Raw genomic sequence first — 25,601 nt, forward strand, 5'->3', positions numbered from 1 at the left:
CCTCACCCCGCCGCCTGATGGATGGCCGCCGCGATGCGGTTGTAGGTGCCGCACCGGCAGAGATTGGTCATGGCGTCGAGGATGTCGGCGTCGGTGGGCTTGGGTGTCTGCTTGAGGAGGGCGGTCGCCGCCATCACCTGCCCGGACTGGCAGTAGCCGCATTGCGGCACCTGCTGCGCCACCCACGCCTCCACCACCTTCTGGCCAACGGCATCCTCGCCGATGGCCTCGATGGTGCGGATGTCGGCGGTGCCGATGCTCTCCAGAGGCATCTGGCAGGAGCGCGCGGCCTGCCCGTCCATCAGCACCGTGCAGGCGCCGCACTGGGCAATGCCGCAGCCGTATTTCGTGCCGGTGAGGCCGAGCGTGTCGCGCAGCACCCACAGGAGCGGGGTGTCCGGCTCGGCATCGACCTTATGGGCCGTGCCGTTGACGGTGATGGTGGTCATGCGCTGGTTCCGTGTGAAGGGGGTTCGCCCCGAGCCTAGGGCGACCAGATCCCCCGCCGCAGGACGAAGACGAGGCGATTCCGGACAAGTTGCCGGCGATGCGCCGGGCCCGGGCGCCATGCAGCGGAGGATGGACGGCGGTCAGTTACGGGTATATACACGAATTATGGATACCCCCTGCCACTCTGCCCATTTGCGCCGGGCGACGCGCCGGATCAGCGCTATCTATGACGAGGGTTTCGTCCCACTCGGGATCAACGTCGCGCAGTATTCTCTGCTGCGCACCGTGCGGGACAAGGGCGAGGTCAGCATGACCGAGCTCGGCCGGATGCTCGAGCTGGACCGCTCCACCGTCGGCCGAAACGTGCGCGTCCTGTCGAAGCACGGACTGCTGGAGATGCGGCACGGGAAGGACGACCAGCGCGTGTCCTGCATCGCCCTCACCGAGCAGGGCACCGAACTCCTCACGACCGCCGTCGTGGCCTGGAACCGGGGCCAGAAGACGATGGAGGAGCGGCTGGGCAAGGAAAGGCTCGAACAACTGCGGGATCTCCTCGCCGCCCTCTGAGACTGAGGATGGTCCTACTACTTGCTTCGCCAGATACGGGCATATGCCCGTAATTTACGATCGAAGGCGGCCGGACCTTTGCCGCCGCCCCAGAAGGAGTTGACCACGATGAAGTACCGACTGCTCGGCCGCACCGGCCTCAGGGTTTCCGAACTCGCCCTCGGCACCGCCAATTTCGGCGGGCGCTGGGGCCATGGCGCGGATACGGACGAGAGCGCCGCCATCTTCAACGCCTATGCCGAGGCCGGCGGCAATTTCATCGACACCGCCGACGTCTACCAGTTCGGCCAGTCCGAGGAATTCCTGGCGCCCCTGCTGGACGGCCGGCGCGAGGATTTCCTCCTCGCCACCAAGTTCACCAACGGCGCCGCACCGAACGCCAACCGCCTCGTCACCGGCAACAGCCGAAAGGCCATGGTGGCCTCGCTGGAGGCGAGCCTGAAGCGCCTGAAGACGGACCGCATCGATCTCTACTGGGTGCACCATCCAGATGACGTGACGCCGGCCGAGGAGATCGTGCGCGGCCTCGATGATCTCGCCCGTGCCGGCAAGATCCTTTACGCGGGCCTCTCCAATTTCCCCGCCTGGCGCCTCGCCCGTGCCGTCACGCTGGCAGAACTGACCCGCGCCGTCCCCATCGCCGCGGCGCAGTTCGAATACAGCCTCGTGCGCCGGGAGCCGGAGGGTGATCTATTGCCGGCTTGCACGGCGCTAGGCCTCGGCGCCGTCACCTGGTCGCCCCTCGGCGGCGGCATGCTCACGGGCAAGTATCGCGGGGGTGAAAAGGGGCGCGCCGAGGCCTTGGGCGGGCGCGTGTTCCAGGCCGAGAATTCTCCCCGGCGCAGCGCTACTCTCGATGCCGTGCTCGCAGTGGCGGCCGAGCAGGCCGCGAGCCCCGATCAGGTGGCCATCGCCTGGGCAAAGCGGGACCGAGCCGGCCGCGCCGGCGCCATCCCACTCATCGGCCCGCGCTCCCTCGCCCAGCTGACCAGCAATCTCGGCGCCGCCGCGCTGGTGCTGTCGCCCGACCAGATTGGCCGCCTCGATGCGGCCAGCGCGGAGGAAAAGGCCTCCACCGCTCCGGCCGTGGCGCAGACGGCGGGCGACACCGAACGCCCGGCCCTGCCGGTCGCCTGACATTCCCGCGATGCCGGCCGCCGCATCGTCCGATCAAGGAGATCATCATGACCACAGACATCATCATCGCCCATCCGGTGCGTACTGCCATCGGCACCTATAACGGCACGCTGAAGGGCACCCCGGCCACCGAACTCGGCGCCATCGCCGTGCGCGAGACCCTGCGCCGCTCCGGGCTCGATCCCGCATCCATCGGCAGCGTGGTGATGGGCAACGTCATCCAGGCCGGAAACCGCATGAACCCCGCGCGGCAGGCGGCGATCCATGGCGGCCTGCCTGTGGAGGTGCCCGCAATGACCGTCAACCGCGTCTGCGGCTCCGGCGCGCAGGCGGTCGTCTCCGCGGCGCTGGAGATCGCCGCCGGCGTCCACGACGTCGGCATCGCCGGCGGCATGGAGAACATGGACCGCGCGCCCTATCTGATGGATGGCGGGCGCTGGGGCTATCGCATGGGTCCCGCGCAGATTCTGGACAGCATGCTCACGGACGGGCTCGACGACGCCTTCTCCGGCAAGCATTCCGGCTGGCACACGGAAGATCTCGTCGAAAAGCTCCAGATCACCCGCGCCGAGCAGGACGCCTTCGCCGCGCGCTCCCAGCAGCGCTTCGCCGCCGCACAGGCCGAAGGTCATTTCGTGGAGGAGATCATCCCGGTGGCTGTGAAGGGCAAGAGGGGCGTCGAAGCCTTCGCCACGGATGAGGCGCCCCGCCCCGACACCACGATGGAGACGCTGGCAAAGCTGCGCCCGGCCTTCCGCCCCGAAGGCACCATCACGGCCGGCAACGCGCCGGGGCTCAATAGCGCGGCCGCCGCCATGATCGTGGCCGAGCGTTCGTTCGCCGAGGCGAAGGGCATCGCGCCCCTCGGCCGGCTCGCCGGCTTCGGCATCGCCGGGGTCGAGCCGGGCCTGTTCGGCCTCGGCCCGGTGCCGGCCGTGCGCAAGGCGCTGGCGCGCGCCGGCTGGTCCCTCGGCGACATCGAGCGCATTGAGATCAACGAGGCGTTTGCCGCCGTGCCCATCGCCGTCGCGCGCGAACTGGGCCTGCCGGAGGACATCGTGAACGTGGAGGGCGGAGCGGTGGCGCATGGCCATCCCATCGGCGCCACGGGAGCCATCCTCATCACCCGCCTGCTCCACGCCATGCGGCGAGACGGGCTGAAGCGCGGCATGGTCACCCTGTGCATCGGCGGCGGACAGGGCATCGCCCTCGCGCTCGAAGCGATCTGAGGGGCCGGGATAGTCCTAGCCATCTGGTGCTACCTGTTCATCGACCTACGCCGCCCCTGATGCAGGCCGCTCGGGGTCGGCCAGGAGCGTCCTGCGCGGAGCAAGGCCGACCCCACCGCATTTCCGTCCGCATCGACGTGGCGCGTCGCAGGCGATAGCGCATGCGCGACAGCAAGACCGGCCGAGCGGCGGGTTTTTCTCTTGGGTCATCGTCTCAATTTTGGAACGCGGCGGGCAGTCAATGCGCGCTTTCCGCTGGCCGCGCCGGCTGATACCCCACCTCTGAGAACTGCCAAAACAACCAATTGGCAGCCGGACTCTCCCACCTGTGGCGGGGTTTCCGACGGCGGAGGAACACATGGGAATGCCGATCAAGCTGGCGACCGAGGCGAAGCGAACCCACGGCCTGGACCGCCTGCTCGACGCAAAGTCGGTCGCCATCATCGGGATGTCCGCCAAGCCTCAGTCGGCGGGCCAGATCGTGCTGAGAAACTTGCGCGAGAACGGCTTTGCCGGGGCGATCCATCTCGTGGGGCGCACCCCTGGCGTCATCGACGGCCTCACTGTCACAACAGACATGGCCGAGCTGCCGCTCGGCGTGGACCTCGCCGTGCTGACCGTCCCGGCGGCGAGCGTCGAGGCGACGCTGGAAGCGTGCATGGGGCGGCAGGTGGGCTCCGCCATCGTCTTCGCCTCGGGCTTTGCCGAGACGGGCGAGGAGGGTCGGCGGGAGCAGGAGCGCATCGGCGCCCGGGTGCGCTCGGGGGGCATGGTCGTCGTCGGACCGAACTGCCTCGGTTTCACCAATTACGCGGCCGGTTTCAGCATCACCTTCGTGGGCGTCAACAAGGTGCCGGTGATGCCGGAGGGAACGCGCGATGCGGTCGCGATCGTCTCCCAGTCCGGCGGCCTCGCCAATCACCTGCGGCACGGTCTGAACTCGCGCGGCGTGGCGGTTTCCTACAACATTTCCACGGGCAACGAGATGGATCTCGGCCTCGGCGATTTCGTCGATCATCTGGTGGGCGATCCGGCGACGCGGGTCATCATGATCTATGCGGAGGATATCCGGCGGCCGGACGTGTTCCTTGCCGCCGCGTCGCGCGCCCGGGTCATGGGCAAGCCGCTGGTGATGCTGTTCCCCGGCCGCAGCCCCCATGCGCAGGAGGCCGCCAAGTCGCACACCGGCGCGCTGGCCGGCGACTATGCGGTGATGAAGGCCATGGTGGAGCGCGCCGGCGTCCATCTGGTGGAGACCCTCGACGAATTCATGGACGTTGCCGAGATTCTCTCGCGCTATCCGGCGCCCTCCCGAGGGGGGCTCGGCATCCTCACCTTCTCCGGCGCGTTCTGCGGCATCGCCCATGATTTTTGCGCCGATATCGGCGTGGACATTCCGGCTCTCTCGCCGGCCACCGAAGCCGAGCTGAAGGCGTTGCTGCCAGCGTTCATCTCGCCGAAAAATCCCATCGATCTCGGCACCGAGGCGGTGTGGCGGCCGGAACTGGTGGGCGCGGGCGTCGCGGCGCTGCTGAAGGAGCCGGCCATCGGCGCCGTCGCCATCTCCATCCCCATTGTGTCTCCTGCTCATGCCAAGGCCTATGTGGAGCAGGTGGTTGAGGCGCGGGGCCAGAGCACGAAGCCGGTGGCGATGGCCATGCTGGGCGATCAACTGCCCCTGCCGCCTGAGTTTCTGGAGATCGCCCGCACCAGCAAGGTGATCGTCTCCCGCTCGTCGGACCGGGTGCTGAAGGCGCTGGCGCGGATCGTCCGCCAGCCCGATCCGCGCCCGGCGCCCGCTGCCGCAGCATCGACCCGGGCGCGCGATCTGCCGAAGGGCACCCTGCCGGAATGGCTGGGCAAAAGTCTGCTGCAAGGCGAAGGCATAGCAATTCCCGGCGGACGCCTCGTGCAGACCCTGGATGAGGCGCATGCGGCGGCCGAGGCCATCGGGTATCCCGTCGTCATCAAGGCGCAGGCCGGCGCGCTGGCCCACAAGACGGAGGCGGGCGGCGTCATCCTCAACCTCGCCGATGCCGATGCGCTCGCCGCCGCCTGGGCCACATTGCACGCGAACATTTCCCGCGCCCAGCCCGGCCTCGCGCTGGACGGGGTGCTGGTGGAGAAGATGTCGGCGAAGGGGCTGGAACTGGTGGTCGGCGGCCGGCGTGATCCGCGCTGGGGCCCGGTGGTGCTCATCGGCCTCGGCGGCATCATGGTCGAGGCGCTGGGCGATGTCCGGCTCGTCGCGGCGGACGCCAGCCGCGAGGAGTTCGTGGCCGAGTTCGGGAAGCTGAAGGCGTCGAAGATGCTCTACGGCTTCCGCAACCAGCCGCCGGTCGATGTGGAGGCGGCCGCCGACGTGGCAGTCGCCATCGGCCGCCTGCTGCTCGCGACGCCTGAGATCACCGATGTCGAGATCAACCCGCTCATGGTCTACGAGCGCGGCCGCGGCGCCGTCGCGCTCGATGCTCTCATCGTCAGCACCGGAAGCTAGAGCTTCCGGCGGAAAGCAAAGCGACAGTAACGCACCAAGTATCGGAGCCTGACATGCCCGCGCTCGTGACCTACGAGGTCGAGGACAATATCGCGCTGATCGGCCTCAACCGGCCGGATAAGCGCAACGCCATGAACGACGCGCTGCTGATGGAGCTTCGCGACGTGCTCAACGACGCCGGCGACAAGATCGATGCCGCCGTGCTTTTCGGCCACGGGCAGAATTTCTCCGCCGGGCTCGATCTCGCCGAACTGTCGAAGCGCCTCACGCCCGAGGGGCAGGCGCCCCGCAAGCGCAGACCGCGCCATCTGTGGCACTCCACCTTCGATCTCATCGCCCGCGGCAACTTTCCGGTGGTCTGTTCGCTCCACGGTGCCACCATCGGTGGCGGGCTGGAGCTTGCCTCCGCGACGCACATCCGCGTCGCCGACGAGACCACCTTCTTCGGCCTGCCCGAGGGCCAGCGCGGCATCTTCGTGGGCGGCGGCGGCAGCGTGCGCACCCAGCGCATCATCGGCTATCCCATGATGGCCGACATGATGCTGACCGGCCGCCTCCTTACCGCCGAGGAGGGCAGCCGCTGCGGCCTCGCGCAATATGTGGTGCCGGCCGGCGAAGCGCTGGCCAAGGCCAAGGCGCTCGCCCGCGTCATCGCCTCCAACGTGCCCCAGACCAACTGGATGATCACCAACGTCCTGCCGCGCATCAACGACCTGTCGCACGACGACGGGCTGTTCATGGAATATCTCAACACATCCATGACGCGGCCGCCCGAGGCCCTGAAGCGCCTGGAAGACTTCCTTGAAAAGCGCGCACCCGCCCTCGCGCGGCCCGAATAGAGAAGAACCCGAGAACACAAATCAGCATCATAAAAAAACAGGGAGGACGAAATGGGCCATCTCGTCGATCGGCGGACGCTCCTGCGGGCCGGCCTCGGTGCCGGCGCGGGCGCGCTGGCGGGCTTTCCGATGCGGGGAGCATGGGCGCAGGGCGATGCCGTGCGCTGGGCCTATCTTGTGCCCGGCTTCACCGTGCTCATCGCCCGCTACATGCAGCAGAAGAAGCTCGGCGACGCGCCCGGCGTCGGCCTCGCCGCACCGAGCGAATACGCCACCGTTTCCACTTATTACAACGATTTCGCCGCCGGCAATTACGATGTCTGCATCGGCAGCTGGGACGTCTTCGCCCAGCGCTTCGAGGCGGGCGTGCCCATCCGCATGCTGTGCACCATCACCACCGCGAGCATGATCTCCATCCTGACCGGCGAGCCATCCATCAAGGGTATCCCGGAGCTGAAGGGCAAGACGCTGGCGGCGCCGCAATCCACCGGCACGTTCCGCATGGTGTCGAGCCTCATCAAGGAGCGCTACGGCCTGGAGCTGGGGCGTGACATCAACATCCAGGGCGTCGACAATCCGGCCTCGTCCATGACCATGGTTCTCGCCAACCGGGCGGACGCGGGGCTCTCGTGGGAGCCGAACATCAGCTCGGCGCTGGCGCGGCGGAAGGACCTCTCGCTCATCTTCAACGCCGGAAACGCCTATCGCGAGATCAGCGGCGGCGCGGAGCTGCCCTATTTCGGCATCGCGGTGCGGCGCGAGCTGGCGGAACGCGATCCCGAGCGGGTGCGCCGCATCCGCGCAGCGTTCGAGGCCGCCATCAACGGCATCATCGCCGATCCGAAGGAAGCGGTGAGCCTTGTCGCGGACTCGGCCGGCGCGCCGGCGCCCGTGCTTCTCGATGCGCTGACCTCGAAGCGGCTGAGCTTCCGCTTCGGCTCCATGGCCTCGGCGGACGAGCGCGCCCAGATGACAAAGGCCGGCGAATTCCTGAAGCGGAACGGACTGCTGAAGCAGTCCATCGATCCGGGCTTCTTCATCGCGTCCTGACGTTCGCGGGGTCCTTGCGCGCGTCGCCCACCGGGCGGCGGCGCACCGGCTCGGCCTGGTCACGCCGGTCGAGACGCGCCGGCCCGTCGGCGGCCAGGAAGGCCTCCACGTGGTCGAGAAAAACGCGGGTGCGCTGCGGCACATGGCGGCCCGCAAAATAGGTCGCCGTCGCCTGGAGCGCCGGGATTTCCTCCTCCATTTCGAGCCGCACCAGACGGCCGTTGGCCACGTCGCCCCGGCACATCACATTGGGCAGCACGCCCGCCCCTAGGCCCGCGATCACCAGTTCGCGCGCGACGCCGATATTGTTGACGCGCACCGTTCCGTGGCGATCCGCCTCTCCGCGCGCCTCCTCCTGCCAGATCCCCTCCGCCACCTGCTGCTCCGTGAGCACGCCCTTGACGTCGGCAAGGCGTCGGGGCGCTGCGGCGAGCCGCCCCAAGTACTTCGGGCTGGCGTAAATCCCGCGCGTGAGCGCCGTCAGCCGGCGCGACGGGACGCCCGGATTGACGTGGCTGCCGAGCTGAATGGCGATGTCGTAGGTCTCCTCCGTCACATCCACCCACCGACCGTTGACGTGCACGTCGAGGTCGATCATCGCGTACTTTTCGGCGAAGGACGCGATGGCGCTGCTGATCCAGCCAGTGCCGAAATCGATGGGCATGCTCACCCTCAGCTTGCCGCGCAGGCTGGTGCGCCGCTGCGTGGTCTGCAACCCCGCGCTCTCCAGCTCCGCGGCAATGCGGGAGCAGTGATCGTGCAAACGGCGCCCCTCGTCGGTGACCAGAATGCGCCGGCTGGTGCGCTTGAGCAGAGCCGCGCCGACCTGATCTTCCAGATGCTTGATCTTCCGGCTGACGGTCGACTTGGGCTGGCCAAGTAACCGCGCAGCTCGAGTAATGTTTTCCTGGTTGACCACCTCGAAGAACACCACCAGCGCGTTAAGGTCGAAGTTCATCTCTTCCTCCCGGGCGATGGTTTCTAGCATTGTCCCAATTTTGGAACAACGCGCTGTGCAAATCCGCGCTTTGTGCCGCTGGCGGGGGTGCTATGGTCCCCTCCAACGAAGGTGCTTCGGCTCCGGGCGCTCGGCGCCCAGGGCCGCAACGGCGCCAATCCGCCGGTCCCGCGCCGATGTGCGCGACCCGAAGGCGGGCAATGCGGGAGGAAAAGGCACACGATGAGCGACAACCTTGTTGCGACAGGGCGGCCGCCCCTGCGGCCTGCGCCCGCCCGCAAGGCTTCGAGGCGTGGCTCGGGACAAAGCGACGTCGTAGCGACGCTTGTCGTGGTCGCGGCCATGGTCATCGCGATGCAGATCGCCAGCGGCCACGTTCCCGATTACATCATGCCCTCGCCCATGAGCGTGCTCCACGCCACGGGCGACATCCTCTTCGGCGACCGCATGCACGTGCTGGTGACACTGGCGCGCCTCGCCGCGGCGCTGGCCTTCTCGCTGGTCGCGGGGGTGATCGTCGGCGCCATCATGGGCATGGTGCCGCTGGTGCGCCCCTTCCTGCGCGCCATCATCGTCATCGACACCGGCATCCCCGCGCTGTCCTGGATGCTGATCGCAGTGTTCTGGTTCAAGGACACCGAGACCCGGATCTTCTTTATCCTCACGGTGATCCTGCTGCCCTTCTACGCCATGAACGTCTACGAGGGCATCCGCGCGCTGCCGAAGGATCTCGTGGACATGGTGGAGAGCTTCCGCCCGAGCCGCTGGCAGATGCTGCGCTACATGATCATGCCGCACATCGTCCCCTACATCTTCATCACCACCAAATCGGTCGTCGGCTACGCCATCCGCATGGCGGTCTTCGCTGAACTCGTCGCCTCGGCCATCGGCATCGGCTCGCGCATGAGCCTTGCCCAGTCGAGCTTCCGCATCGATCAGGTCTTCGCCTGGACCTTCCTGCTCGTCATCCTCAACATCGCCTTGCAATGGGGCGTCTCGGCCATCGAGAAGCTGTTCCTGAAGTGGCGGCCGGAAGTGGCGGTGCGGTGATGGGCATGGTTGATCCGGTCATCGAGATCCGTAACATCCACAAGAGCTTCGGCGGCTTCGTCGCGGTGGACGACTTCAGCCTGCGCGTGGAGCCCGGCGAGATCGTCGCGCTCTTGGGACGCACCGGCGCAGGCAAGAGCACCGTGCTCAATCTGGTCATGGGCACCATCGGCCCCGATCAGGGTACGATCCGCGTCGCCGGCTTCGATCCCCATGCCCAGTTCCGCGAGCTGAAGGGACGGATCGCCGTCTCCTTCCAGACTGACAGGCTGCTGCCGTGGCGCACGGCGGTGGAGAATGCCGAGCTCGGCCTCCTCATCCTCGGCGTGCCGAAGGCCGAAGCCCGCACGCGGGCGCTGGCATGGCTGGAGCGTGTGAACCTCAAGGGCGCGCAGGACAAATATGTCCACGAGCTGTCCGGCGGCATGCGCCAGCGCGTGTCGCTGGCCCGCGCTTTGGCGGTGGACCCGGCCATCGTCTTCCTCGATGAATCCTTCAGCCAGCTCGATCATGCAACGGCGGGCAAGCTGCGGCGCGATTTCCACCGCATCGCCAAGGAGTTCGGCAAGACCTGCCTGTTCGTGACCCATCGCATCGAGGATGCCATCGAGATCGCGGACCGGGCCATCGTGCTCAATCCGGGCGCGCGCATCGTGCTGACGGAAGAGATCACGCCCGATTTGCGCGGCGACCCGTCCCGCGTGCGCGCCTGCCACGCCCGCATCGCCGAGGCCATGGGCGACGAGGGCGAGGCGGACGACGAGGAGAGCACCGCCCCCGTCATCGCCGGCTGACCCGCCTGCGCATCACCCTTTCAGCATCGGCAGCCGCGCGCCGCCGGTGATCGGCCAGCCGTGCCTTGGGCCGGCCGTCCCAGCTTCATCATCCGGAGGTGCCAGAATGGCACGGACAGACGTGGTCATCGCCGGCTATGCCGAGACCAAGGTGGTCTACCAGAGCGGCCGATCCGCCTATGATTTCGCCGGCCTTGCCTTGAGCGAGCTGCTTGAGATGACCGGCATCGGGAAAGACGAAATCGACGGCCTTTCGGTGACCTTGGCCCTGAGCGAGGGCACCAATCCCTTCTTCGCCGTCTACATGGCGGATGCCCTCGGCCTCACTCCCACCTGGCTGAATGCCGGCGGCATCGGCGGCTGCTCGGCGGCAGGCGGCGTTGCGCGGGCCATGTGGGCCATTTGCGAGGGCGCGTGCCGCATTGCGGTCGTCCTCTCCGCCGACGCGCCGAGCACCGCCTTCCGAGCGAACTACGGGGCCTACCGGCCTGAATTTCAGGACCCGCAGGGCGTGCAGGGGCCACCGGCCACCTTCGGCCTGCTCATGAGCCGCTACGATCACCAGTACGGGCTCGATCCCCGTGCGCTCGGCAAGATCGCGATCACCCAGCGCGAGCACGCGCTGCGCAATCCCAACGCTTTGGACAAGTTTCGCAAGCCCCTGACCATGGACGACTATCTGGCTTCGCGCCCGATCGCCGATCCGCTGCGCGTGCTCGATTGCGTGATGTATTGCGACGGCGCCAATGCCTTCCTCGTCATGAGCGAAGAGGAGGCCCGCGCGCGCGGCATCGAGAAGGTGGCCCATCCCACCGCCTATGCCGAGGTGACCAACCACAACGGCGCCGATCCGCTGGCGGACATCACCGACAACGGCTTCTATCGCATCGCGCCGAAGGTGTTCGCCAAGGCCGGCCTCACCCCCGCCGGTGTTGGCATGTTCCAGCCCTATGACGACTTCACCATCGCCGTGCTGATGCAGCTGGAGGCGTTCGGCTTCTGCGCCACCGGCGAGGGCTCGGCCTTCGTCCTCGACACAGATTTCTCCTTCACCGGAACGCTGCCGCTCAACACCGGGGGCGGCCAGATCTCGGCCGGCCAGCCGGGCCTTGCCAGCGGCGGGCTGAACCTGGCCGAGGCGGTGCGGCAGCTCTTCGGCGAGGGTGGCGAGCGGCAGGTGCCGGGGGTGCGCAACGCGCTGGTCACGGGCATCGGCGTCATCCCCTACGGCCGCAACTGGGGTTGCAGCGCCGCGATGATCCTGGAGGTGTGAGATGGCCGAAACCGAAGCAAGGCCGGTGCCGGCCGCCAACCGCTACGTCCCCTCGCAGCCCTTCTGGGACGGTGCCCGCGAGGGGCGGCTGATGCTGCAGATGTGCCTCGATACGGGCCGCTTCCAGCACCCGCCCCATCCGCTCAGCCTCTATACCGGCAGCCAGAACGTCGAATGGCGGCAGGTCAGCGGCCTCGGCACCATCTACGCCGTGACGGTGGTGCGGGTGCCGGGGCCGGGCCTTGCCGGCCGGCTGCCGCTGACCGTGGCCACGGTGGAACTGGCCGAGGGCGTTCGCCTCATCGCCAACATCATCGACAGCCCGTCCGAGCGCGCGTGCATCGGCGCCGCGGTGGAGCTGGCATGGGACCATCTCGGCGACGGCACGCCCTACCCCGCCTTCCGGACGCTGGCGCAGGGGGCGGCCGATGCTCAGGATTGAGACCGAGGCACAGCAGGCCTTCCGCCGCGAGGTGCGCGACTGGTACGCGGCCGAGCTTCCCCATGACCTGCGCGACCTCACCTTCCGGCCCGAGCCGGCGCAGGCGCTTTCCTGGTATCGCCGCCTGTCACAGCGCGGATGGATCGCGCCCCATTGGCCGAAGGCGTTCGGCGGCATGGGTGCCTCGCCGGTGGAGCAGGTGATCCTGATGGAGGAGGCCGCGCGCATCGGCGCGCCGGAGCTGCCGACCCAAGGGCTCAACCAGATCGGCCCCATCCTCCAGCGCTTCGGTACGCCGGAGCAGCAGGCGCGCCATTTGCCGGCGATCCTCAACGGGGCTGTCATCTGGTGCCAAGGCTATTCGGAGCCCGGCGCAGGCTCCGACCTCGCGTCGCTGAGGACGCGCGGGCGCGTGGAAGGCGAAGAGATTGTCGTCACCGGCCACAAGATCTGGACCACCTGGGGCCATCATGCGGACTGGATCTACGCCCTCGTGCGTACCAACGAGGAATTACCCCGCCGGCAAGGCATCACCTTCCTCCTCATCGATCTGAAGTCGCCCGGCATCTCCCGGCGCCCCATCCGCACCCTCGCCGATGAGTGCGAGTTCTGCGAGGTGTTCTTCGATGACGTTCGGGTACCCCGCGCGAACGTGGTGGGTACGCTCGACGGCGGTTGGAACATCGTGACCGCCCTTCTCGACGAAGAGCGCATCCAGCTCGGCGCCCCCTCTCACGCCCTGCGCGCGCTGGAGCGTGTGCGGCGCATGGCGCGGGCGCTTGGGCCGGCGCTTGGGGACTACGGGCAGTTCAAGGTCGCGGAGGCGGAGATGGAGGTGGCAGCGCTGACTGCGGCCTTTCTGCAGATCCTGACCGCCGCCGAGCACGGCAAGGCAGGGGATCCTTCCGGCCTCAAGATTCTCTCCACGGAGACCACCCAGCGCGTGCTCGACATCGCCCAGGAACTGGCCGGCTCCGCCGCACCGCTGAAGGCGCCCGAGATGGTGGCTGGCACCATGATCGACTTTAGCGAGCTGTTCCTCCAATCCCGCCGCCTGTCCATCTACGGGGGCACCAACGAGATCCAGCGCGGCCTCATTGCCGACCGCGTGTTGAAACTTCCAAAGGGGAAGCGGCCATGATCGAGCCCACGCCCGAGCAGGTTCTCATGCGGGACAGCCTGGTCCAGCTTCTGGGCGACGGGGTGGCGCGGATCCGCGCCGCTGGCGAGGCGTGGCCGCGCATCGACCGGGCTCCGTGGGCGGAGATCGCCGGCGCGGGCTGGGCGGGGCTGCTCGTTCCCGAGGCCTCCGGCGGATGGGGCGGCACCGCACTCGACATGGTAATGTTGCTCGAGGGCGCCGCCGCGACGCTGGCGCCCGAGCCGTTGCCGGCCGTGCTGGCCATCGCGACGCTTCTCGCCGATTGCGAAAGCGCAGCGGCGGCGGCTCTCCTGCGGCAGGTGCTCGACGGAGAGGCGATCGTCCTGCTGGCGGAACCCGGCGCCTTCCCCATGTCGCCCGGGGCGGACCTGGTGCTGTTCGACGCGCATTGGGCTGACGAGATCATCTACGCGGACGGCGAGGGCCAGTCCTTCCGGATCACCGCCATACGGACCGCCGAGCTAGACGCCGTACCGCTGCGCCGGACCATCGACGGCAGCGCGCAACGCGTCTTTTCCCTGCCGCGTGGCGCCGGCCGCGAACTGGCGCAGGGGCCTCGCGCGATGGCCGCGTTTCACATGGCCATCGACCGGCTGCGCCTCGGCGCAGCTGCCAGCCTGATGGGGCTCGTGCGCAGCGCGCTCGCCCTCACGATGGATTATCTCCGCGTGCGCACCCAATTCGGCCAACCCATCGGCGCGTTCCAGGCGCTCCAGCACCGGGCGGCCTCGCTGCATGTCGCCCATATGGCGGCCTGGGCACTCGTATGCGAGGCCGCCCTGAGCGTCGGCGGCGAGACGGAGCGCACCGCCTGCGCGATGGCGAAGACGAAGGCCTCGGCGACCGCGCGCATGGTGCTGAAGGACTGCGTGCAGATGCACGGGGCCATCGGCTTCTCGGATGAATACGTCCTCGCCCCGCTGTTCCGCCGGGTGGCGACCCTCGCCTCCGCCTACGGCACGCCGCAGGCTTCCTTTCACGCCAACTCGATTCCTCGCAGCCAAAGCCAGTTGGAAAGATAAGCGACACTCAGGATAATGTGACGCTGTTTTGGCCGACAGCCTTGGCAGGAGAAGTAATGGTGTGGCACTTTTTCCGCGGCTTAAGGCGCGTTTTCACGGGTCGCGTAGTCAAAAAGATCGACATCTCAATCGGTGGGGGTGCCGTAACAATTTCGCTCCGCCTCAAACAAGGACGTGACGGAGATTCATACGTCGTTCTCGTGCGAAACGCCGGGAACTACCTTAGTTATGACCCGATGGAACTCGCGGAATTTGAAACCCTTTTCTCCGCCATGCAGGAAATTCGAACCACTGCGAGGCCATCCAGCTTAGCTATACACTCCGATCATCCCTAATTCCGGCACCACCGTCCCCGACCTGCCTGAACCACCGTTCCTCACTGCGCCAGGAACCCTCCGTCCACCGCCAGCACGTGGCCCGTCACCATGGCCGCCATGGGGCTCGCGAGGAACAGGATGGCGTCCGCCACCTCCTCCGGCTCGGCGATGCGGCCGAGCGGCATCAGCCTCTCGATGGCGGCGAGCTTGTCCGGATCGCGCATCAGGGGATCGATGAAGGGCGTACGTACCCAGGTGGGCGCAACCGCATTGACGCGGATCTTCACCGGCGCCAGTTCAATGGCCAGCGCGCGGGTGAAGTTCACCACCGCCCCCTTGCTCGCCTGATAGGCCGGGTTGGGATAAGGCCCCCCGCCGCTCAGCCCCATGATGGACGACACGTTCACGATGGCGCCGCCGCCCCGCGCCGTCATGGACGGCACCGCCGCCCGCGCGCAGAGGAAGCCGCCGGTGACGTTCACGGCGAACACCTTCTCCCAGTCGGCGAGGTCCAGCTCCGTCAGCCCCTTGCGGATGGAGAGGCCGGCATTGTTCACGAGGATGTCGAGGCCGCCATGGCCGGCCACCACCTGCCCGAAGGCGGCTGCGACCGCCGCCTCGTCGGTCACGTCGAGCGCGAGCGCCTCGGCGCCGGGGATGCCGGCGGCGGCGCGCGCGGCCGCGTCCCCGTCACGGTCGGCGAGGATGACGCGGGCACCGACCTCGGCCATGGCGGTTGCGGCGGCAAGGCCGATGCCGCTCGCCCCACCCGTCACCACCGCCACCCGCCCCGTCAGATTGAGCCTTCGCGCCATATTCCGTCCCCGGTTGCGTCGCGCCGCCGCAGCGGCCGACCGTGGCGGTGATAAAAGATCGCCCGGCCGATCTCCAGCCTTGCGCGGCAGCACCGTACCCGCATGACAAGAGATATCGCCTTCGACTAGAACACAGCCGTACACAGCGACGATGGATCGATGGAGCAGGGACTTTCAGGCAGCGCCGCACAGGACGGGTCCGTGCGCAGTCCACTGAGGGCGCGCCTCGCCCGCCTCACGCACGAACCGGCGCCCCTCGCAGCTCTTGAAGCCCTGCCGTGGCATTCCTGGATCGTCGTCGGCCTCGTCTGCATTGGTGCCTTCGTCGGCCAGCTTGACGCGACCATCGTCCAGCTCGCGCTCCCGACGCTCGCCACCACATTCGATGCCGGACTGCATGCGGTAAGCTGGGTGTCGCTCGGCTATCTCGTCGCCTTCGCGTCCTTCCTGCCCATCTTCGGGCGCCTGTGCCAGATGCATGGGCGCAAGACGCTCTATCTCGTCGGCTATCTCATCTTCGTTGCGGCGAGCGCCCTGTGCGCGCTGGCGCCGGACCTGCCCTCGCTGGTGGCGGCGCGGGTGGTGCAGGGGATCGGCGGGGCGCTGCTCGGCGCCAACAGCATCGCCATCCTCGTCGCCGCCGTGCCGGAGGAAAAGCGCGGCCGGGCGCTGGGCGTCTTCGCCGCGGCGCAGGCCATCGGCATGAGCGCGGGGCCGGCCGTGGGCGGCATCGTCCTCGGCGCGCTGGGATGGCCCTGGATCTTCTGGCTGACGGTGCCGTTCGGGCTCCTCGCCGCCGTCGCCGGCTGGATCGCCCTGCCCCGTTCCTCCGGCGCCCGGCCCGATGCGCGGTTCGACTGGGCGGGCGCGCTTCTCCTCGCGCCGGCGCTGGTCATTCTGGTGCGGGCGCTGAACCACGCGGCCGGCTGGGGACTGACATCACCGCAGACCATCGGCAGCGTCCTGCTCGCCGCGGGGCTGCTCTGGCTGCTCGTGCGGCAGGAACGGCGCACGGCGTTTCCGCTGGTGGACCTCAAGCTGTTCGCGAGCTCCGGATTCGCTCTCGGAGCGGTCGCCGTGGCCCTCGGCTACGCCATGCTCTACGCCATGTTCTTTCTGATGTCGTTCCTGCTGGAGCACGGTTACGGGGAGCAGGCGTGGGAGGCGGGGCTGCGCCTTGCCGTCATTCCGGTGATTCTCGGGCTGGTCGCGCCGTTCAGCGGCGGCCTTGCCGATCGCATGGGCATCCGCCTGCTCGGCGCCGGCGGCATGGGCATCTGCTTGCTCGGCCTGCTGCTGCTCGGCATCGGCACCGACGACCCGGCCGCGAGCCGGCTGATGAGCTTCCTGGCCTTCATGCTGTTCGGCGCCGGGCTGGGGCTTTTCATCGCCCCCAACAATCACGCGACCCTCAAGGCCGCGCCCGCGGACCTGGCGACCCAGGCCGGCGCCCTGCTCAACCTCATGCGCGTGCTGGGCACCAGCCTCGGCGTCGCAGGGGCCACCTCCACGCTGTCCCTCGGCCTGAAGCAGGCGGGGGGGATGACGGATCGGATGAGGGATGTATCGGGTCCCACGCTAGTCGATGCCGTGGAATGGGGCATCGTCCTCGTCGCCCTCATGGCGCTCATTGCCGCACTCCTCTGCGTTCTAAGGCCTCGCTCCTAGCGGCTTTTGCAACGGGGGTGCGGCATCCCGGCGCCCGGCTGGAGGTGCGTTTCACGCGCCTGCGTATCGACGCCGCCGGTCGCCCCGTCTATGGTCCGACTGCGTCCTGCAGGTTGCATCGCACCCATCCGCGGCCGGATGATGCGCAGCCCTGACGGGACTGCCAGGAGCGGACGCCATGGATTTCGATCCCGTCACCCTCGCGCGGATGCAATTTGCCTTCACGGTCTCCTTTCACGTCATCTTTCCCGCCTTCACCATCGGCCTGTCCGCCTTCATCGCGACGCTGGAGCTGATCTGGCTGAAGACCGGCAAGGACGTGTTCCATCGCCTCGCGCGCTTCTGGACCAAGATCTTCGCCGTCTCCTTCGCCATGGGCGTGGTGTCCGGCATCGTCCTGTCCTACCAGTTCGGCACCAACTGGAGCCGCTACGCCGAATTCGTCGGCTCGGTGATCGCGCCGCTCATCGGCTTCGAGGTGCTCACCGCCTTCTTCCTCGAGGCAACCTTCCTCGGCATCATGCTGTTCGGCTGGAACCGGGTGCCGCCGTGGCTGCACGTTCTGTCCTGCTGCGTGGTGGCGTTCGGCACCTTCATGTCGGCCTTCTGGATCCTCGCCGCCAACAGCTGGATGCAGACGCCGGCCGGCTACGAAATCCGCAACGGAGTCGGCTATCCGCTCGACTGGCTTCAGATCATCTTCAACCCGAGCTTCCACTGGCGCCTGCCGCACATGCTGCTGGCGGCCTATCTCACCACCTCGCTGGTGGTGCTCTCGGTGGGCGCGCGCTATCTGCTGGCCGGCAAGTTCAAGGAAGAATCCAAGGTGATGATGGTCATGGGCATCGGCATGCTCGCCATCGTCGGTCCCATCCAGGCCTTCGTGGGCGACAGCCACGGCCTCAACACGGCGCACTACCAGCCGGCCAAGATCGCGGCGGTTGAGGCGCACTGGGACAGCACCAAGCCCGCGCCTCTGGTGCTGTTCGCGTGGCCGGACGAGAAGGCCGAGAAGAACCTGTTCGAGATCTCGATCCCGCACGGCGCCTCGCTGATGATCACCCACAACCTCGACGGCCTGTTCCCGGGCCTCAAGGACTTCCCGCCGCAGGATCGCCCGCCGGTGTTCGGCCCCTTCTTCGGCTTCCGCGCCATGGTGGGCGTGGGCCTCATCATGATCCTTCTCGGCTGGGTCGGAGCGTGGCTGATCTTCAAGGGCCGTGAGACCACGACGCGCTGGTACCTGATCGTTACCTCCTGGGCGTGGCCGCTGGGCTTCATCGCCATCCTCTCCGGCTGGATCGTCACCGAGCAGGGCCGCCAGCCCTGGGTGGTGGAGGGACTGCTGCGCACGGAGGATGGCATGTCGCCGCTCGCGGGCTGGACCGTGGGGCTGTCGCTGACGCTCTTCGCCATCATCTACGCGGTGATCTTCGCCACCGGCATCCACTTCATGAACCGGCTGATCGTGCGCGGCCCCGACCAGACCCTGATCCAGCCGCCCACCCGCGAACGCCCCACCCGCCCCATCGCCGCCGCCCATGGCGAAGGCCAGATGACCCCCGGAACCTAAGCCGCCGACGCGCAGGAGGACATGACCATGGAATGGTATCTCCCCGTCATCTGGGGGCTCATCATCGGCGTCGCAGTCATCATGTATGTGGTGCTCGACGGCTTCGATCTCGGCATCGGCATCCTCTTCCCCTTCGCCAAGGAGGAGAAGGAACGCGATGTCATGATGAACACCGTCGCCCCCTTCTGGGACGGCAACGAGACTTGGCTCATCCTCGGTGGCGGTGGCCTGTGGGTGGCCTTTCCCAAGGCCTATGCCGTCGTGATGCCGGCTCTGTACCTGCCAGTCATCATCATGCTGTTGGCACTGGTGTTCCGCGGCGTCGCCTTCGAGTTCCGCTGGGTGGCGGCGTCCAGCCGGCGGCTGTGGAACTTTGCATTCGCCGCAGGCTCGCTGGTGGCGGCCTTCTTCCAGGGCATCATCCTCGGCGGTCTGGTGCAGGGCATCACCGTGAAGGATGGCGCGTTCGCCGGCGGCCCGCTCGACTGGGCGACGCCGTTCGCTTTGCTGTGCGGCGTCGGCGTGGTCGTGGGCTATGCGCTGCTCGGTTCAACATGGCTGCTGGTCAAGACCGAGGGCGTCATCGCAGACCGAGCGCGCAGCCATGCGGTGCCGCTGCTGCTGGGCGTCATCGTACTGATGGGGCTCGTGAGCCTGTGGACGCCGCTGGCGTTCGATCGCATTGCCACCCGCTGGTTCTCGCGGCCCAACATCTTTTTCCTGGCGCCGGTGCCCATCATCACCGCCGTGCTGGCTTATCTGGTCTGGCACTGGCTGAAGACGGGGCGGGAGATGCTGCCGTTCTTCGGCACCATCGGGCTGTTCGTGCTCGGCTTCGTCGGCCTCGCGATCTCGACCTTCCCCTACCTCGTGCCCCCGAGCCTCACCGTGTGGCAGACGGCCGCCGCCCCACCCAGCCAGATCCTGATGCTGTTCGGCGTCATTTTCCTGCTGCCGGTGGTGCTGGGCTACATCGTTTTCGTCTACTGGATCTTCCGCGGGAAGGTGCGGGAAGGCGAAGGATACCACTGAGCCGCCGAGACGCGGCGAAGACTATTCCGCCGCGTCTGACACCGGTCCGCCGCCGAACAGGCCGAGTTGCTGCTCCCGCACCGGCGCGAAGGAGCGGCGATGGTGCAGGCAGGGGCCGTGGGTGACGAGCGCGGTGCTGTGCTCCGCCGTCGCATAGCCCATGTGTCGCTCGAAGCCATAGGCGGGAAAGGCCGCGCCCACCCCGGCCATCAGCCGGTCCCGGACCACCTTGGCGACGATGGAAGCCGCCGCGATGGAGGCGACCAGCCCGTCCCCCCCGATGATCGCCTCGACCGCGCACGGCACCTTGGGTGGATCGTTGCCATCCACCAGCAGGAAGGCCGGCCGGCACGGCAACCCGCGCACCGCCTGCGCGAGCGCCCAAAGGGTCGCCTGCCGGATGTTGTCGCGGTCGATGCGCTCCGGCGGCGCCATGGCCACCGCCACCTCGGCCGTGGCGCAGATTTCCAGATAGAGCGCCTCGCGCTTCGCCCGCGTCAGGCGTTTGGAATCATCGAGGCCCTGCGGCACCCGTGCCGGATCCAGCACGACGGCGGCAGCGACCACCGGGCCGGCCAGCGGCCCGCGCCCCACCTCGTCCGCCCCGGCGATGGGCGCATGTCCTTGGGCGTAAAGGCCGCGCTCCCGCGCGAAGTCGAGACCGGCCCACGCGTCGGCGACAGGCACCGCGACCTTCGGCGGCCGGCCGCGCGGGCGCGCAGCGGGCTGCGGCTCAATTAACGTGCGGCTGGTGTTCGGCTCTCGGCGCGGCGGCATCGGTCCGGCGTGCGCCCGATGAGGCCCCGGCGACAGGCAGGCCGAGCGATTCGGCAACGGGATCGTTGATAGCATGGAACCGGCGCGGGGGCCGGGGATTGCTCCTTGTGCCGTGTCAGCCCATGTTCAAGCTCAGGGTTCAAGCTGCCGGCGTTGGCGTCCGCGGGAGAAGAGCATGCGGTGGGAGGATTTCCGCTCCAGCGACAATGTGGAAGACCGGCGCGGCGATGGCGGTGGCGGTGGCGGCTTCCAGATGCCCGGCGGCCGCGGTGGCCTCGGCATCGGCACCATCATTGTCGTGGGGTTGATCGGCTGGGCGCTGGGAATCAATCCGGCGGTTCTGATCGGCGGGCTCGAAGCCATCAATGGCGGCGGATCGCCCCAGCAGGCTGCACCCGCCCCGCAGCGCGGCCGGCCGACGGCCCCGCCCACCGACCAGCTCGGCCGTTTCGCCGCGAACGTGCTCGCCCAGACAGAAGACGTGTGGACCGAGCTGTTCCGCGCCGACGGCAAGACGTATCAGGATCCGAAGCTGGTGCTGTTCTCCGGCTCCACACGCTCGGCCTGCGGCGGCGCCCAGTCGGCCATGGGGCCTTTCTATTGCCCTCTGGACCAGAAGGTCTATCTCGATCTGACCTTCTTCCAGGAGATGAAGAACCGCTTCAAGGCGGGCGGCGATTTCGCGCAGGCCTATGTGATCGCCCACGAGGTCGGCCACCATGTGGAAAACCTCATCGGCATCCTGCCCAAGGTGCAGCAGGCCCAGGCCCGCGCCTCGTCCCGCGCGGAAGCCAACAACCTTTCCGTCCGTGTCGAGCTGATGGCCGATTGCCTCGCCGGCGTATGGGCCTACCACGCCAATGCCCGCTATCGCATTCTGGAGCCTGGCGATGTCGAGCAGGCGCTCACCGCCGCCAGCGCCATCGGCGACGATACGCTGCAGAAGCGCTCCCAGGGCTATGCAGTGCCGGACAGCTTCACCCACGGCACGTCCCAGCAGCGGGTGAACTGGTTCACCCGCGGGCTGAAGAGCGGCTCCATGCAGCAGTGCAATACCTTCTCCGGCGCGATCTGACGGAAAGCCAAGCATCAGCCCAGGCGAATCGCCATCTGCCGCTAGGGAATGACCTCGTCTGACGCAACGGGCGCTTCCCTCCCCGCGCTGGCGGCGGCACATCGCAGGCTGGCGAAACGCCCTGCCCGCGCCGGTTGCGGCGGCGAGGATGGGCGCGGCTTGGGCGTGGCTTTGGCGCCCCCCGGCGGCCTCCCCCCTTGCCTCCGGGCGGCTGGCGTGCGAAGCAGCATCAACGCACGGCGCCGCCGCGGGAGACCTCTCGCGCGGACCGTTCGGCGTCGGCCATTGAAACCTCTTGCAGCCTTCGCTATAGGGGCCGACAACTCATTCCGAAGGGGCCATGCGGCCATCCCTCGGCCCCGGTCGGTGCCTTGCACCATGCCTGCGCGCCACGCGGGCGGGCCGCGACCGCAAGGGCCGAGCATACGAGAGGCGTCAGTCCATGTCTTCGACGTTCGACACGGTGGCCAACATCATCGCGGAAACCTGCGACATTCCGCGCGACACCATCACGCCGGACAGCCACGCCATCGACGATCTTGGCATCGACAGCCTCGACTTCCTCGACATCGCGTTCGCCATCGACAAGGCGTTCGGCATCAAGCTTCCGCTGGAGCAGTGGACGCAGGAAGTGAACGACGGCAAGGCCACGACCGAGCAGTATTTCGTGCTCAAGAACCTCTGCGCCCGCATCGACGAGTTGGTCGCTGCGAAGGCCGCCTGAGGCCGGACGGGATAGATGCGTCCTGAAGTCTTCAAGATGATCGATCGGGTCGTCGCCATCGACCCGTCGCTGGAAAAGATCCACTGCCAGGGCATGGTGCCCGAGGAAAGCTCCATCTTCGAGGGGCACTTTCCCGGCTATCCCATCATGCCCGGCGTGCTTCTCATCGAGGCCATGGCCCAGACCACCGGCTGGCTGGTCCTTGCCCGCAACCGCTTCGACCGGATGCCCTTCCTCGCGACCGTAAAGGAAGCGAAGCTGCGCACCTTCGTGCTGCCGGGGCAGAACCTCGATCTCTACTCGGAAATCCTGCACGAGGGCTCCGGCTTCGTCGTCGCCAAGACGAACGCGACCCTTGAGGGCAAGCCCATCTGCAGCGCCGAACTCACCTTCCGCGTGCTGCCCTGGCCCGAGGGCAAGATGAAGCCGGTGGTGATGAAGGTGGCCGAGTACGTCTCCTTCCCCCTTTCGGAATTTGCCGATGCCTGACGTGACTGAAGGCCGGAGCCGGAGCCAGCGCGACGTCTGGATTACCGGCATCGGCCTCGTCTCCTCCCTTGGGGAGGGGCTCGATGCCCACTGGCAGGCGCTCACCGCCGGCACCGGTCCGGTGACGGACAGCACCACCTTCGCCCCCTATGTGGTTCATCCGCTGGTGAAGGTGAATTTCGACAGCCAGATCCCGAAGAAGGGCGACCAGCGGCAGATGGAGCCCTGGCAGCGCATCGGCACCTATGCGGCCGGCCTTGCGCTCGACGCCGCGGGCATCGCCAAGAACACCGAGATTCTGTCGAACACCGACATGGTGGTCGCGGCGGGCGGCGGCGAGCGCGATTTTCAGGTGGATGCGGCGATCCTGAACGATCTTTCCGCCTCCAACGAGGCGGGCCGGCTCCTGAACGAGCGCCTGCTGTCGGACCTGCGGCCGACCCTCTCGCTGGCCCAGCTCTCGAATCTGCTCGCCGGCAACATCTCCATCGTCCACGGCGTCACCGGCTCTTCGCGCACCTTCATGGGCGAGGAAAGCTCGGGCGTTGACGCCGCGCGCATCGCTTATGCGCGGATCGCGGCGGGCCAGAGCGAGATCGGGCTGGTGGGCGGCGCCTACAATGCCGAGCGCGAAGACACGCTGCTCCTCAACGATCTCGACGCCTTCTGCATGAAGGGCGCGTTCAGCCCGGCCTTCACCGCTCCCGGCATCGCTTCCGGCTCCATGGGCGCCTTCCTGGTGCTGGAATCGCCGGAGCATGCCAAGGCCCGCGGCGCGACGCCCATCGCCAAGCTGTCGGGTGTCTGGTCCGAACGCGCCAAGCGCGCCGTGGCGGGGGCCGTGACCGCCAAGGTGAAGGCGCTCCTGGACAAGGCCGGCACCGCGCCGGGCACCGCCGTCATCTCCGGCGTCACCGGCGCCCGCGAGGCGACCGAGGCCGAGGCCGAGGCGCTGGCCGCGAGCGGCCTGCCCGTGCGCGCTGTCGCGAACCGCATCGGCCACGGCTTCGAGGCCCAGTTCATCGCCGCCCTTGCCCTCGCGGCTCTTGCGGTGTCCAAGGGCACCCTGTTCCCGCCGCTCGCCGGCGACCCGCTTGAAAAGGCGGCGGACGGCATCTCCCGCGCGATCGTGACCCAGGTGGGTCACTGGCGGGGCGAAGGCGCCGGCCTGGTGGAGAAGGCCTGACCGGCCTCCTCCCGCTCCCGCCAACAGAGACGAGGACAGGCGAGACGAGGACGATTGTCCTTCGCGCCGGCTTCGGCGTATTTTCCGGCGCGAGTGCCGGGCCCCTCCTACAGCGCGGGTCCCGGCGCGCCCTTCGAGCAGCGCCGGGGCGGGCGCGCTTCAACGACAGGAGCCGCGATCATGACGCAGGCGCATCTCGACAAGTTCGGCCGCCCCATCGTGGTGGTGACGGGTATCGGCGTCGTCACCTCCCTCGGCCAGGGCAAGGAAGACAACTGGCGCCGCCTCACTGCGGGTGAATCCGGCATCCACACCATCACGCGCTTCCCCATCGAGGGCATGCGCACCACCATCGCCGGTACGGTGGACTTCCTGTTCGACGGCCGCGTGGCCGCGCCCAACCTCTCCGAGAAGCTGGCGACCCTCGCCGCCGAGGAAGCCATCGCCGAGTCCGGCATCGGCACGCCCGGCGAGTTCCCCGGTCCGCTGTTCGCCGCTGTTCCGCCCGTGGAGCTGGAATGGCCTGAGCGCCAGCAGCTCGCCGATGCGGTGGGCCACTACCCTATCGTCTATCACGACCTCCTCGGCGCCGCCGCCTCCGGCAAGTTCCGTCCGTGGCACGAGCGCTTCCTGTTCGGCTCGGTGGCGGATCGCCTCGCCGACAAGTTCGGTACCCAGGGCCAGCCCATTTCCCTGTCTACGGCCTGCGCCTCCGGCGCGACCGCCATCCAGCTCGGCGTCGAGGCCATCCGCCGCGGCGAGACCGAGGTGGCGCTGTCGCTCGGCACCGACGGTTCGGTGCATCCCGAGGCGCTCATCCGCTTCTCGCTGCTGTCGGCCCTCACCACCGCCAACGACAAGCCGGAAGAGGCCGCCCGCCCCTTCGCCAAGAACCGCGACGGCTTCGTCATGGCGGAAGGCGCCGCCGCACTGGTGCTGGAGAGCTACGCCCATGCGGTCGCGCGTGGCGCCAAGATCCTCGGCGTGCTGGAAGGCTGCGGCGAGATGGCGGACAACTTCCATCGCACCCGCTCCAGCCCGGATGGCCGCCCCATCGTCGGCTGCATGAAGAATGCGCTCGCCGATGCCGGGGTGACGCCGGACGATGTGGACTACATCAACGCCCACGGCACCTCGACGCCCGAGAACGACCGCATGGAATATGTGGGCCTCAAGGGCGTGTTCAGCGAGGAGAAGCTGGCGGCGACGCCCATCTCCTCCAACAAGTCCATGATCGGCCATACGCTGACGGCAGCCGGCGCCATCGAGGCGGCGGTGTCGCTGCTCACCATCCTGAATGGCCGCATCCCGCCGACCATCAACTACAACATTCCCGATCCGGCCATTCCGCTGGACGTGGTGCCGAACGTTGCCCGCGATGCACAGGTCAAGCGGGTGATCTCCAACTCGTTTGGCTTCGGCGGTCAGAACGTCTGCCTCGTGCTCGCGGCGGAGCCGGCGTGAGCGGGCGCACA

General features: G+C 68.0%; 24 protein-coding genes. 20 read left to right on the forward strand and 4 right to left on the reverse strand.

Features of this window, described 5'->3' with window-relative positions:
• Positions 1-2: 2 nt before the first annotated feature.
• Positions 3-449, reverse strand: a complete 447-nt coding sequence (locus ACT535_RS13330; RefSeq protein ID WP_476364755.1) for a (2Fe-2S)-binding protein — start codon at positions 447-449, stop codon at positions 3-5.
• Positions 450-579: 130 nt separating this feature from the next.
• On the opposite strand from ACT535_RS13330, the gene ACT535_RS13335 reads away from it, so the two are divergent.
• The 6 genes from ACT535_RS13335 to ACT535_RS13360 all read left to right on the forward strand — a co-directional run bounded on the left by ACT535_RS13335 (position 580) and on the right by ACT535_RS13360 (position 7,769).
• The gene (locus ACT535_RS13335) at positions 580-1,017 is read left to right on the forward strand and encodes a MarR family winged helix-turn-helix transcriptional regulator (RefSeq protein WP_476364756.1); all 438 of its coding nucleotides are present in this window, start codon (positions 580-582) and stop codon (positions 1,015-1,017) included.
• Between the two features lie 108 nt (positions 1,018-1,125).
• On the forward strand, positions 1,126-2,154 hold the full coding sequence (locus ACT535_RS13340; RefSeq protein ID WP_168458851.1) for an aldo/keto reductase: 1,029 nt from the start codon (positions 1,126-1,128) through the stop codon (positions 2,152-2,154).
• A 47-nt stretch (positions 2,155-2,201) separates the two neighbouring features.
• On the forward strand, positions 2,202-3,383 hold the full coding sequence (locus ACT535_RS13345) for a thiolase family protein (RefSeq protein WP_476364757.1): 1,182 nt from the start codon (positions 2,202-2,204) through the stop codon (positions 3,381-3,383).
• Between the two features lie 358 nt (positions 3,384-3,741).
• Positions 3,742-5,880, forward strand: coding sequence for an acetate--CoA ligase family protein (locus ACT535_RS13350; RefSeq protein ID WP_476364758.1), 2,139 nt, complete (start codon positions 3,742-3,744; stop codon positions 5,878-5,880).
• A 53-nt stretch (positions 5,881-5,933) separates the two neighbouring features.
• The gene (locus tag ACT535_RS13355; protein ID WP_476364759.1) at positions 5,934-6,719 is read left to right on the forward strand and encodes a crotonase/enoyl-CoA hydratase family protein; all 786 of its coding nucleotides are present in this window, start codon (positions 5,934-5,936) and stop codon (positions 6,717-6,719) included.
• A 51-nt stretch (positions 6,720-6,770) separates the two neighbouring features.
• Positions 6,771-7,769 carry an ABC transporter substrate-binding protein gene (locus ACT535_RS13360; protein WP_476364760.1) on the forward strand — a complete coding sequence of 333 codons (999 nt, stop codon included), beginning with the start codon at positions 6,771-6,773 and terminating at the stop codon, positions 7,767-7,769.
• On the opposite strand, the gene ACT535_RS13365 is transcribed toward ACT535_RS13360, so the two are convergent.
• Complete coding sequence (locus ACT535_RS13365) at positions 7,756-8,727, reverse strand: LysR family transcriptional regulator (RefSeq protein ID WP_476364761.1); 972 nt, start codon at positions 8,725-8,727, stop codon at positions 7,756-7,758. The two genes, ACT535_RS13360 and ACT535_RS13365, sit on opposite strands and share 14 nt — an antisense overlap.
• A gap of 222 nt (positions 8,728-8,949) precedes the next feature.
• Between ACT535_RS13365 and ACT535_RS13370 the strand changes: the two genes are divergently transcribed.
• From ACT535_RS13370 to ACT535_RS13395, 6 genes are all read left to right on the forward strand, one after another.
• Positions 8,950-9,777 (forward strand): ABC transporter permease, encoded by an 828-nt coding sequence (locus ACT535_RS13370; RefSeq protein WP_476364762.1) that lies wholly within the window; start codon positions 8,950-8,952, stop codon positions 9,775-9,777.
• Between the two features lie 5 nt (positions 9,778-9,782).
• Positions 9,783-10,571 carry an ABC transporter ATP-binding protein gene (locus ACT535_RS13375; RefSeq protein ID WP_476364763.1) on the forward strand — a complete coding sequence of 263 codons (789 nt, stop codon included), beginning with the start codon at positions 9,783-9,785 and terminating at the stop codon, positions 10,569-10,571.
• Positions 10,572-10,677: 106 nt separating this feature from the next.
• Positions 10,678-11,844 carry a thiolase family protein gene (locus ACT535_RS13380; protein ID WP_476364764.1) on the forward strand — a complete coding sequence of 389 codons (1,167 nt, stop codon included), beginning with the start codon at positions 10,678-10,680 and terminating at the stop codon, positions 11,842-11,844.
• A 1-nt stretch (position 11,845) separates the two neighbouring features.
• Positions 11,846-12,286 (forward strand): Zn-ribbon domain-containing OB-fold protein, encoded by a 441-nt coding sequence (locus tag ACT535_RS13385; RefSeq protein WP_476364765.1) that lies wholly within the window; start codon positions 11,846-11,848, stop codon positions 12,284-12,286.
• Positions 12,273-13,427, forward strand: coding sequence for an acyl-CoA dehydrogenase family protein (locus tag ACT535_RS13390; protein ID WP_476364766.1), 1,155 nt, complete (start codon positions 12,273-12,275; stop codon positions 13,425-13,427). The genes ACT535_RS13385 and ACT535_RS13390 overlap by 14 nt, the downstream gene beginning before the upstream one ends.
• The gene (locus tag ACT535_RS13395) at positions 13,424-14,470 is read left to right on the forward strand and encodes an acyl-CoA dehydrogenase family protein (protein ID WP_476364767.1); all 1,047 of its coding nucleotides are present in this window, start codon (positions 13,424-13,426) and stop codon (positions 14,468-14,470) included. The genes ACT535_RS13390 and ACT535_RS13395 overlap by 4 nt, the downstream gene beginning before the upstream one ends.
• A 376-nt stretch (positions 14,471-14,846) precedes the next feature.
• Here ACT535_RS13395 and ACT535_RS13400 read toward each other — a convergent pair whose 3' ends face one another.
• The gene (locus ACT535_RS13400; RefSeq protein ID WP_476364768.1) at positions 14,847-15,602 is read right to left on the reverse strand and encodes an SDR family NAD(P)-dependent oxidoreductase; all 756 of its coding nucleotides are present in this window, start codon (positions 15,600-15,602) and stop codon (positions 14,847-14,849) included.
• Between the two features lie 201 nt (positions 15,603-15,803).
• On the opposite strand from ACT535_RS13400, the gene ACT535_RS13405 reads away from it, so the two are divergent.
• The 3 genes from ACT535_RS13405 to cydB all read left to right on the forward strand — a co-directional run bounded on the left by ACT535_RS13405 (position 15,804) and on the right by cydB (position 19,875).
• Entirely contained in the window at positions 15,804-17,270 is a 1,467-nt protein-coding gene (locus ACT535_RS13405) for an MFS transporter (RefSeq protein ID WP_476364769.1), read from the forward strand.
• Positions 17,271-17,448: 178 nt separating this feature from the next.
• The gene (locus tag ACT535_RS13410) at positions 17,449-18,843 is read left to right on the forward strand and encodes a cytochrome ubiquinol oxidase subunit I (protein WP_476364770.1); all 1,395 of its coding nucleotides are present in this window, start codon (positions 17,449-17,451) and stop codon (positions 18,841-18,843) included.
• A gap of 27 nt (positions 18,844-18,870) precedes the next feature.
• A complete protein-coding gene (cydB, locus tag ACT535_RS13415) occupies positions 18,871-19,875 on the forward strand; it encodes a cytochrome d ubiquinol oxidase subunit II (RefSeq protein WP_476365096.1) in 1,005 nt (334 codons plus the stop codon).
• Positions 19,876-19,896: 21 nt separating this feature from the next.
• Here the strand turns inward: cydB and ACT535_RS13420 are convergent, their stop codons facing one another.
• Entirely contained in the window at positions 19,897-20,652 is a 756-nt protein-coding gene (locus ACT535_RS13420) for a ribonuclease HII (RefSeq protein ID WP_476364771.1), read from the reverse strand.
• A 175-nt stretch (positions 20,653-20,827) separates the two neighbouring features.
• Here ACT535_RS13420 and ypfJ point away from each other — a divergent pair, with 175 nt between their 5' ends.
• From ypfJ to ACT535_RS13445, 5 genes are all read left to right on the forward strand, one after another.
• Entirely contained in the window at positions 20,828-21,727 is a 900-nt protein-coding gene (gene ypfJ / locus ACT535_RS13425; RefSeq protein WP_476364772.1) for a KPN_02809 family neutral zinc metallopeptidase, read from the forward strand.
• A 442-nt stretch (positions 21,728-22,169) separates the two neighbouring features.
• A complete protein-coding gene (locus ACT535_RS13430; RefSeq protein WP_012113283.1) occupies positions 22,170-22,451 on the forward strand; it encodes an acyl carrier protein in 282 nt (93 codons plus the stop codon).
• A gap of 15 nt (positions 22,452-22,466) precedes the next feature.
• Positions 22,467-22,940 carry a 3-hydroxyacyl-ACP dehydratase FabZ family protein gene (locus ACT535_RS13435; RefSeq protein ID WP_168458865.1) on the forward strand — a complete coding sequence of 158 codons (474 nt, stop codon included), beginning with the start codon at positions 22,467-22,469 and terminating at the stop codon, positions 22,938-22,940.
• Positions 22,933-24,126, forward strand: a complete 1,194-nt coding sequence (locus ACT535_RS13440) for a beta-ketoacyl-ACP synthase (RefSeq protein WP_476364773.1) — start codon at positions 22,933-22,935, stop codon at positions 24,124-24,126. Before ACT535_RS13435 ends, ACT535_RS13440 begins: the two co-directional genes overlap by 8 nt.
• 180 nt (positions 24,127-24,306) lie before the next feature.
• Positions 24,307-25,590 (forward strand): beta-ketoacyl-ACP synthase, encoded by a 1,284-nt coding sequence (locus ACT535_RS13445; protein ID WP_168458867.1) that lies wholly within the window; start codon positions 24,307-24,309, stop codon positions 25,588-25,590.
• Positions 25,591-25,601: the final 11 nt, after the last annotated feature.

This window comes from Xanthobacter sp. DMC12 (assembly GCF_056314105.1).

What these genes read in the sequence shown, in the direction of transcription:
- ACT535_RS13330 (WP_476364755.1), bottom strand. Translation starts at nt 449, where the DNA reads ATGACCACCATCACCGTCAACGGCACGGCCCATAAGGTCGATGCCGAG.
- ACT535_RS13335 (WP_476364756.1), top strand. Translation starts at nt 580, where the DNA reads ATGGACGGCGGTCAGTTACGGGTATATACACGAATTATGGATACCCCC.
- ACT535_RS13340 (WP_168458851.1), top strand. Translation starts at nt 1,126, where the DNA reads ATGAAGTACCGACTGCTCGGCCGCACCGGCCTCAGGGTTTCCGAACTC.
- ACT535_RS13345 (WP_476364757.1), top strand. Translation starts at nt 2,202, where the DNA reads ATGACCACAGACATCATCATCGCCCATCCGGTGCGTACTGCCATCGGC.
- ACT535_RS13350 (WP_476364758.1), top strand. Translation starts at nt 3,742, where the DNA reads ATGGGAATGCCGATCAAGCTGGCGACCGAGGCGAAGCGAACCCACGGC.
- ACT535_RS13355 (WP_476364759.1), top strand. Translation starts at nt 5,934, where the DNA reads ATGCCCGCGCTCGTGACCTACGAGGTCGAGGACAATATCGCGCTGATC.
- ACT535_RS13360 (WP_476364760.1), top strand. Translation starts at nt 6,771, where the DNA reads ATGGGCCATCTCGTCGATCGGCGGACGCTCCTGCGGGCCGGCCTCGGT.
- ACT535_RS13365 (WP_476364761.1), bottom strand. Translation starts at nt 8,727, where the DNA reads ATGAACTTCGACCTTAACGCGCTGGTGGTGTTCTTCGAGGTGGTCAAC.
- ACT535_RS13370 (WP_476364762.1), top strand. Translation starts at nt 8,950, where the DNA reads ATGAGCGACAACCTTGTTGCGACAGGGCGGCCGCCCCTGCGGCCTGCG.
- ACT535_RS13375 (WP_476364763.1), top strand. Translation starts at nt 9,783, where the DNA reads ATGGTTGATCCGGTCATCGAGATCCGTAACATCCACAAGAGCTTCGGC.
- ACT535_RS13380 (WP_476364764.1), top strand. Translation starts at nt 10,678, where the DNA reads ATGGCACGGACAGACGTGGTCATCGCCGGCTATGCCGAGACCAAGGTG.
- ACT535_RS13385 (WP_476364765.1), top strand. Translation starts at nt 11,846, where the DNA reads ATGGCCGAAACCGAAGCAAGGCCGGTGCCGGCCGCCAACCGCTACGTC.
- ACT535_RS13390 (WP_476364766.1), top strand. Translation starts at nt 12,273, where the DNA reads ATGCTCAGGATTGAGACCGAGGCACAGCAGGCCTTCCGCCGCGAGGTG.
- ACT535_RS13395 (WP_476364767.1), top strand. Translation starts at nt 13,424, where the DNA reads ATGATCGAGCCCACGCCCGAGCAGGTTCTCATGCGGGACAGCCTGGTC.
- ACT535_RS13400 (WP_476364768.1), bottom strand. Translation starts at nt 15,602, where the DNA reads ATGGCGCGAAGGCTCAATCTGACGGGGCGGGTGGCGGTGGTGACGGGT.
- ACT535_RS13410 (WP_476364770.1), top strand. Translation starts at nt 17,449, where the DNA reads ATGGATTTCGATCCCGTCACCCTCGCGCGGATGCAATTTGCCTTCACG.
- cydB (WP_476365096.1), top strand. Translation starts at nt 18,871, where the DNA reads ATGGAATGGTATCTCCCCGTCATCTGGGGGCTCATCATCGGCGTCGCA.
- ACT535_RS13420 (WP_476364771.1), bottom strand. Translation starts at nt 20,652, where the DNA reads ATGCCGCCGCGCCGAGAGCCGAACACCAGCCGCACGTTAATTGAGCCG.
- ypfJ (WP_476364772.1), top strand. Translation starts at nt 20,828, where the DNA reads ATGCGGTGGGAGGATTTCCGCTCCAGCGACAATGTGGAAGACCGGCGC.
- ACT535_RS13430 (WP_012113283.1), top strand. Translation starts at nt 22,170, where the DNA reads ATGTCTTCGACGTTCGACACGGTGGCCAACATCATCGCGGAAACCTGC.
- ACT535_RS13435 (WP_168458865.1), top strand. Translation starts at nt 22,467, where the DNA reads ATGCGTCCTGAAGTCTTCAAGATGATCGATCGGGTCGTCGCCATCGAC.
- ACT535_RS13440 (WP_476364773.1), top strand. Translation starts at nt 22,933, where the DNA reads ATGCCTGACGTGACTGAAGGCCGGAGCCGGAGCCAGCGCGACGTCTGG.
- ACT535_RS13445 (WP_168458867.1), top strand. Translation starts at nt 24,307, where the DNA reads ATGACGCAGGCGCATCTCGACAAGTTCGGCCGCCCCATCGTGGTGGTG.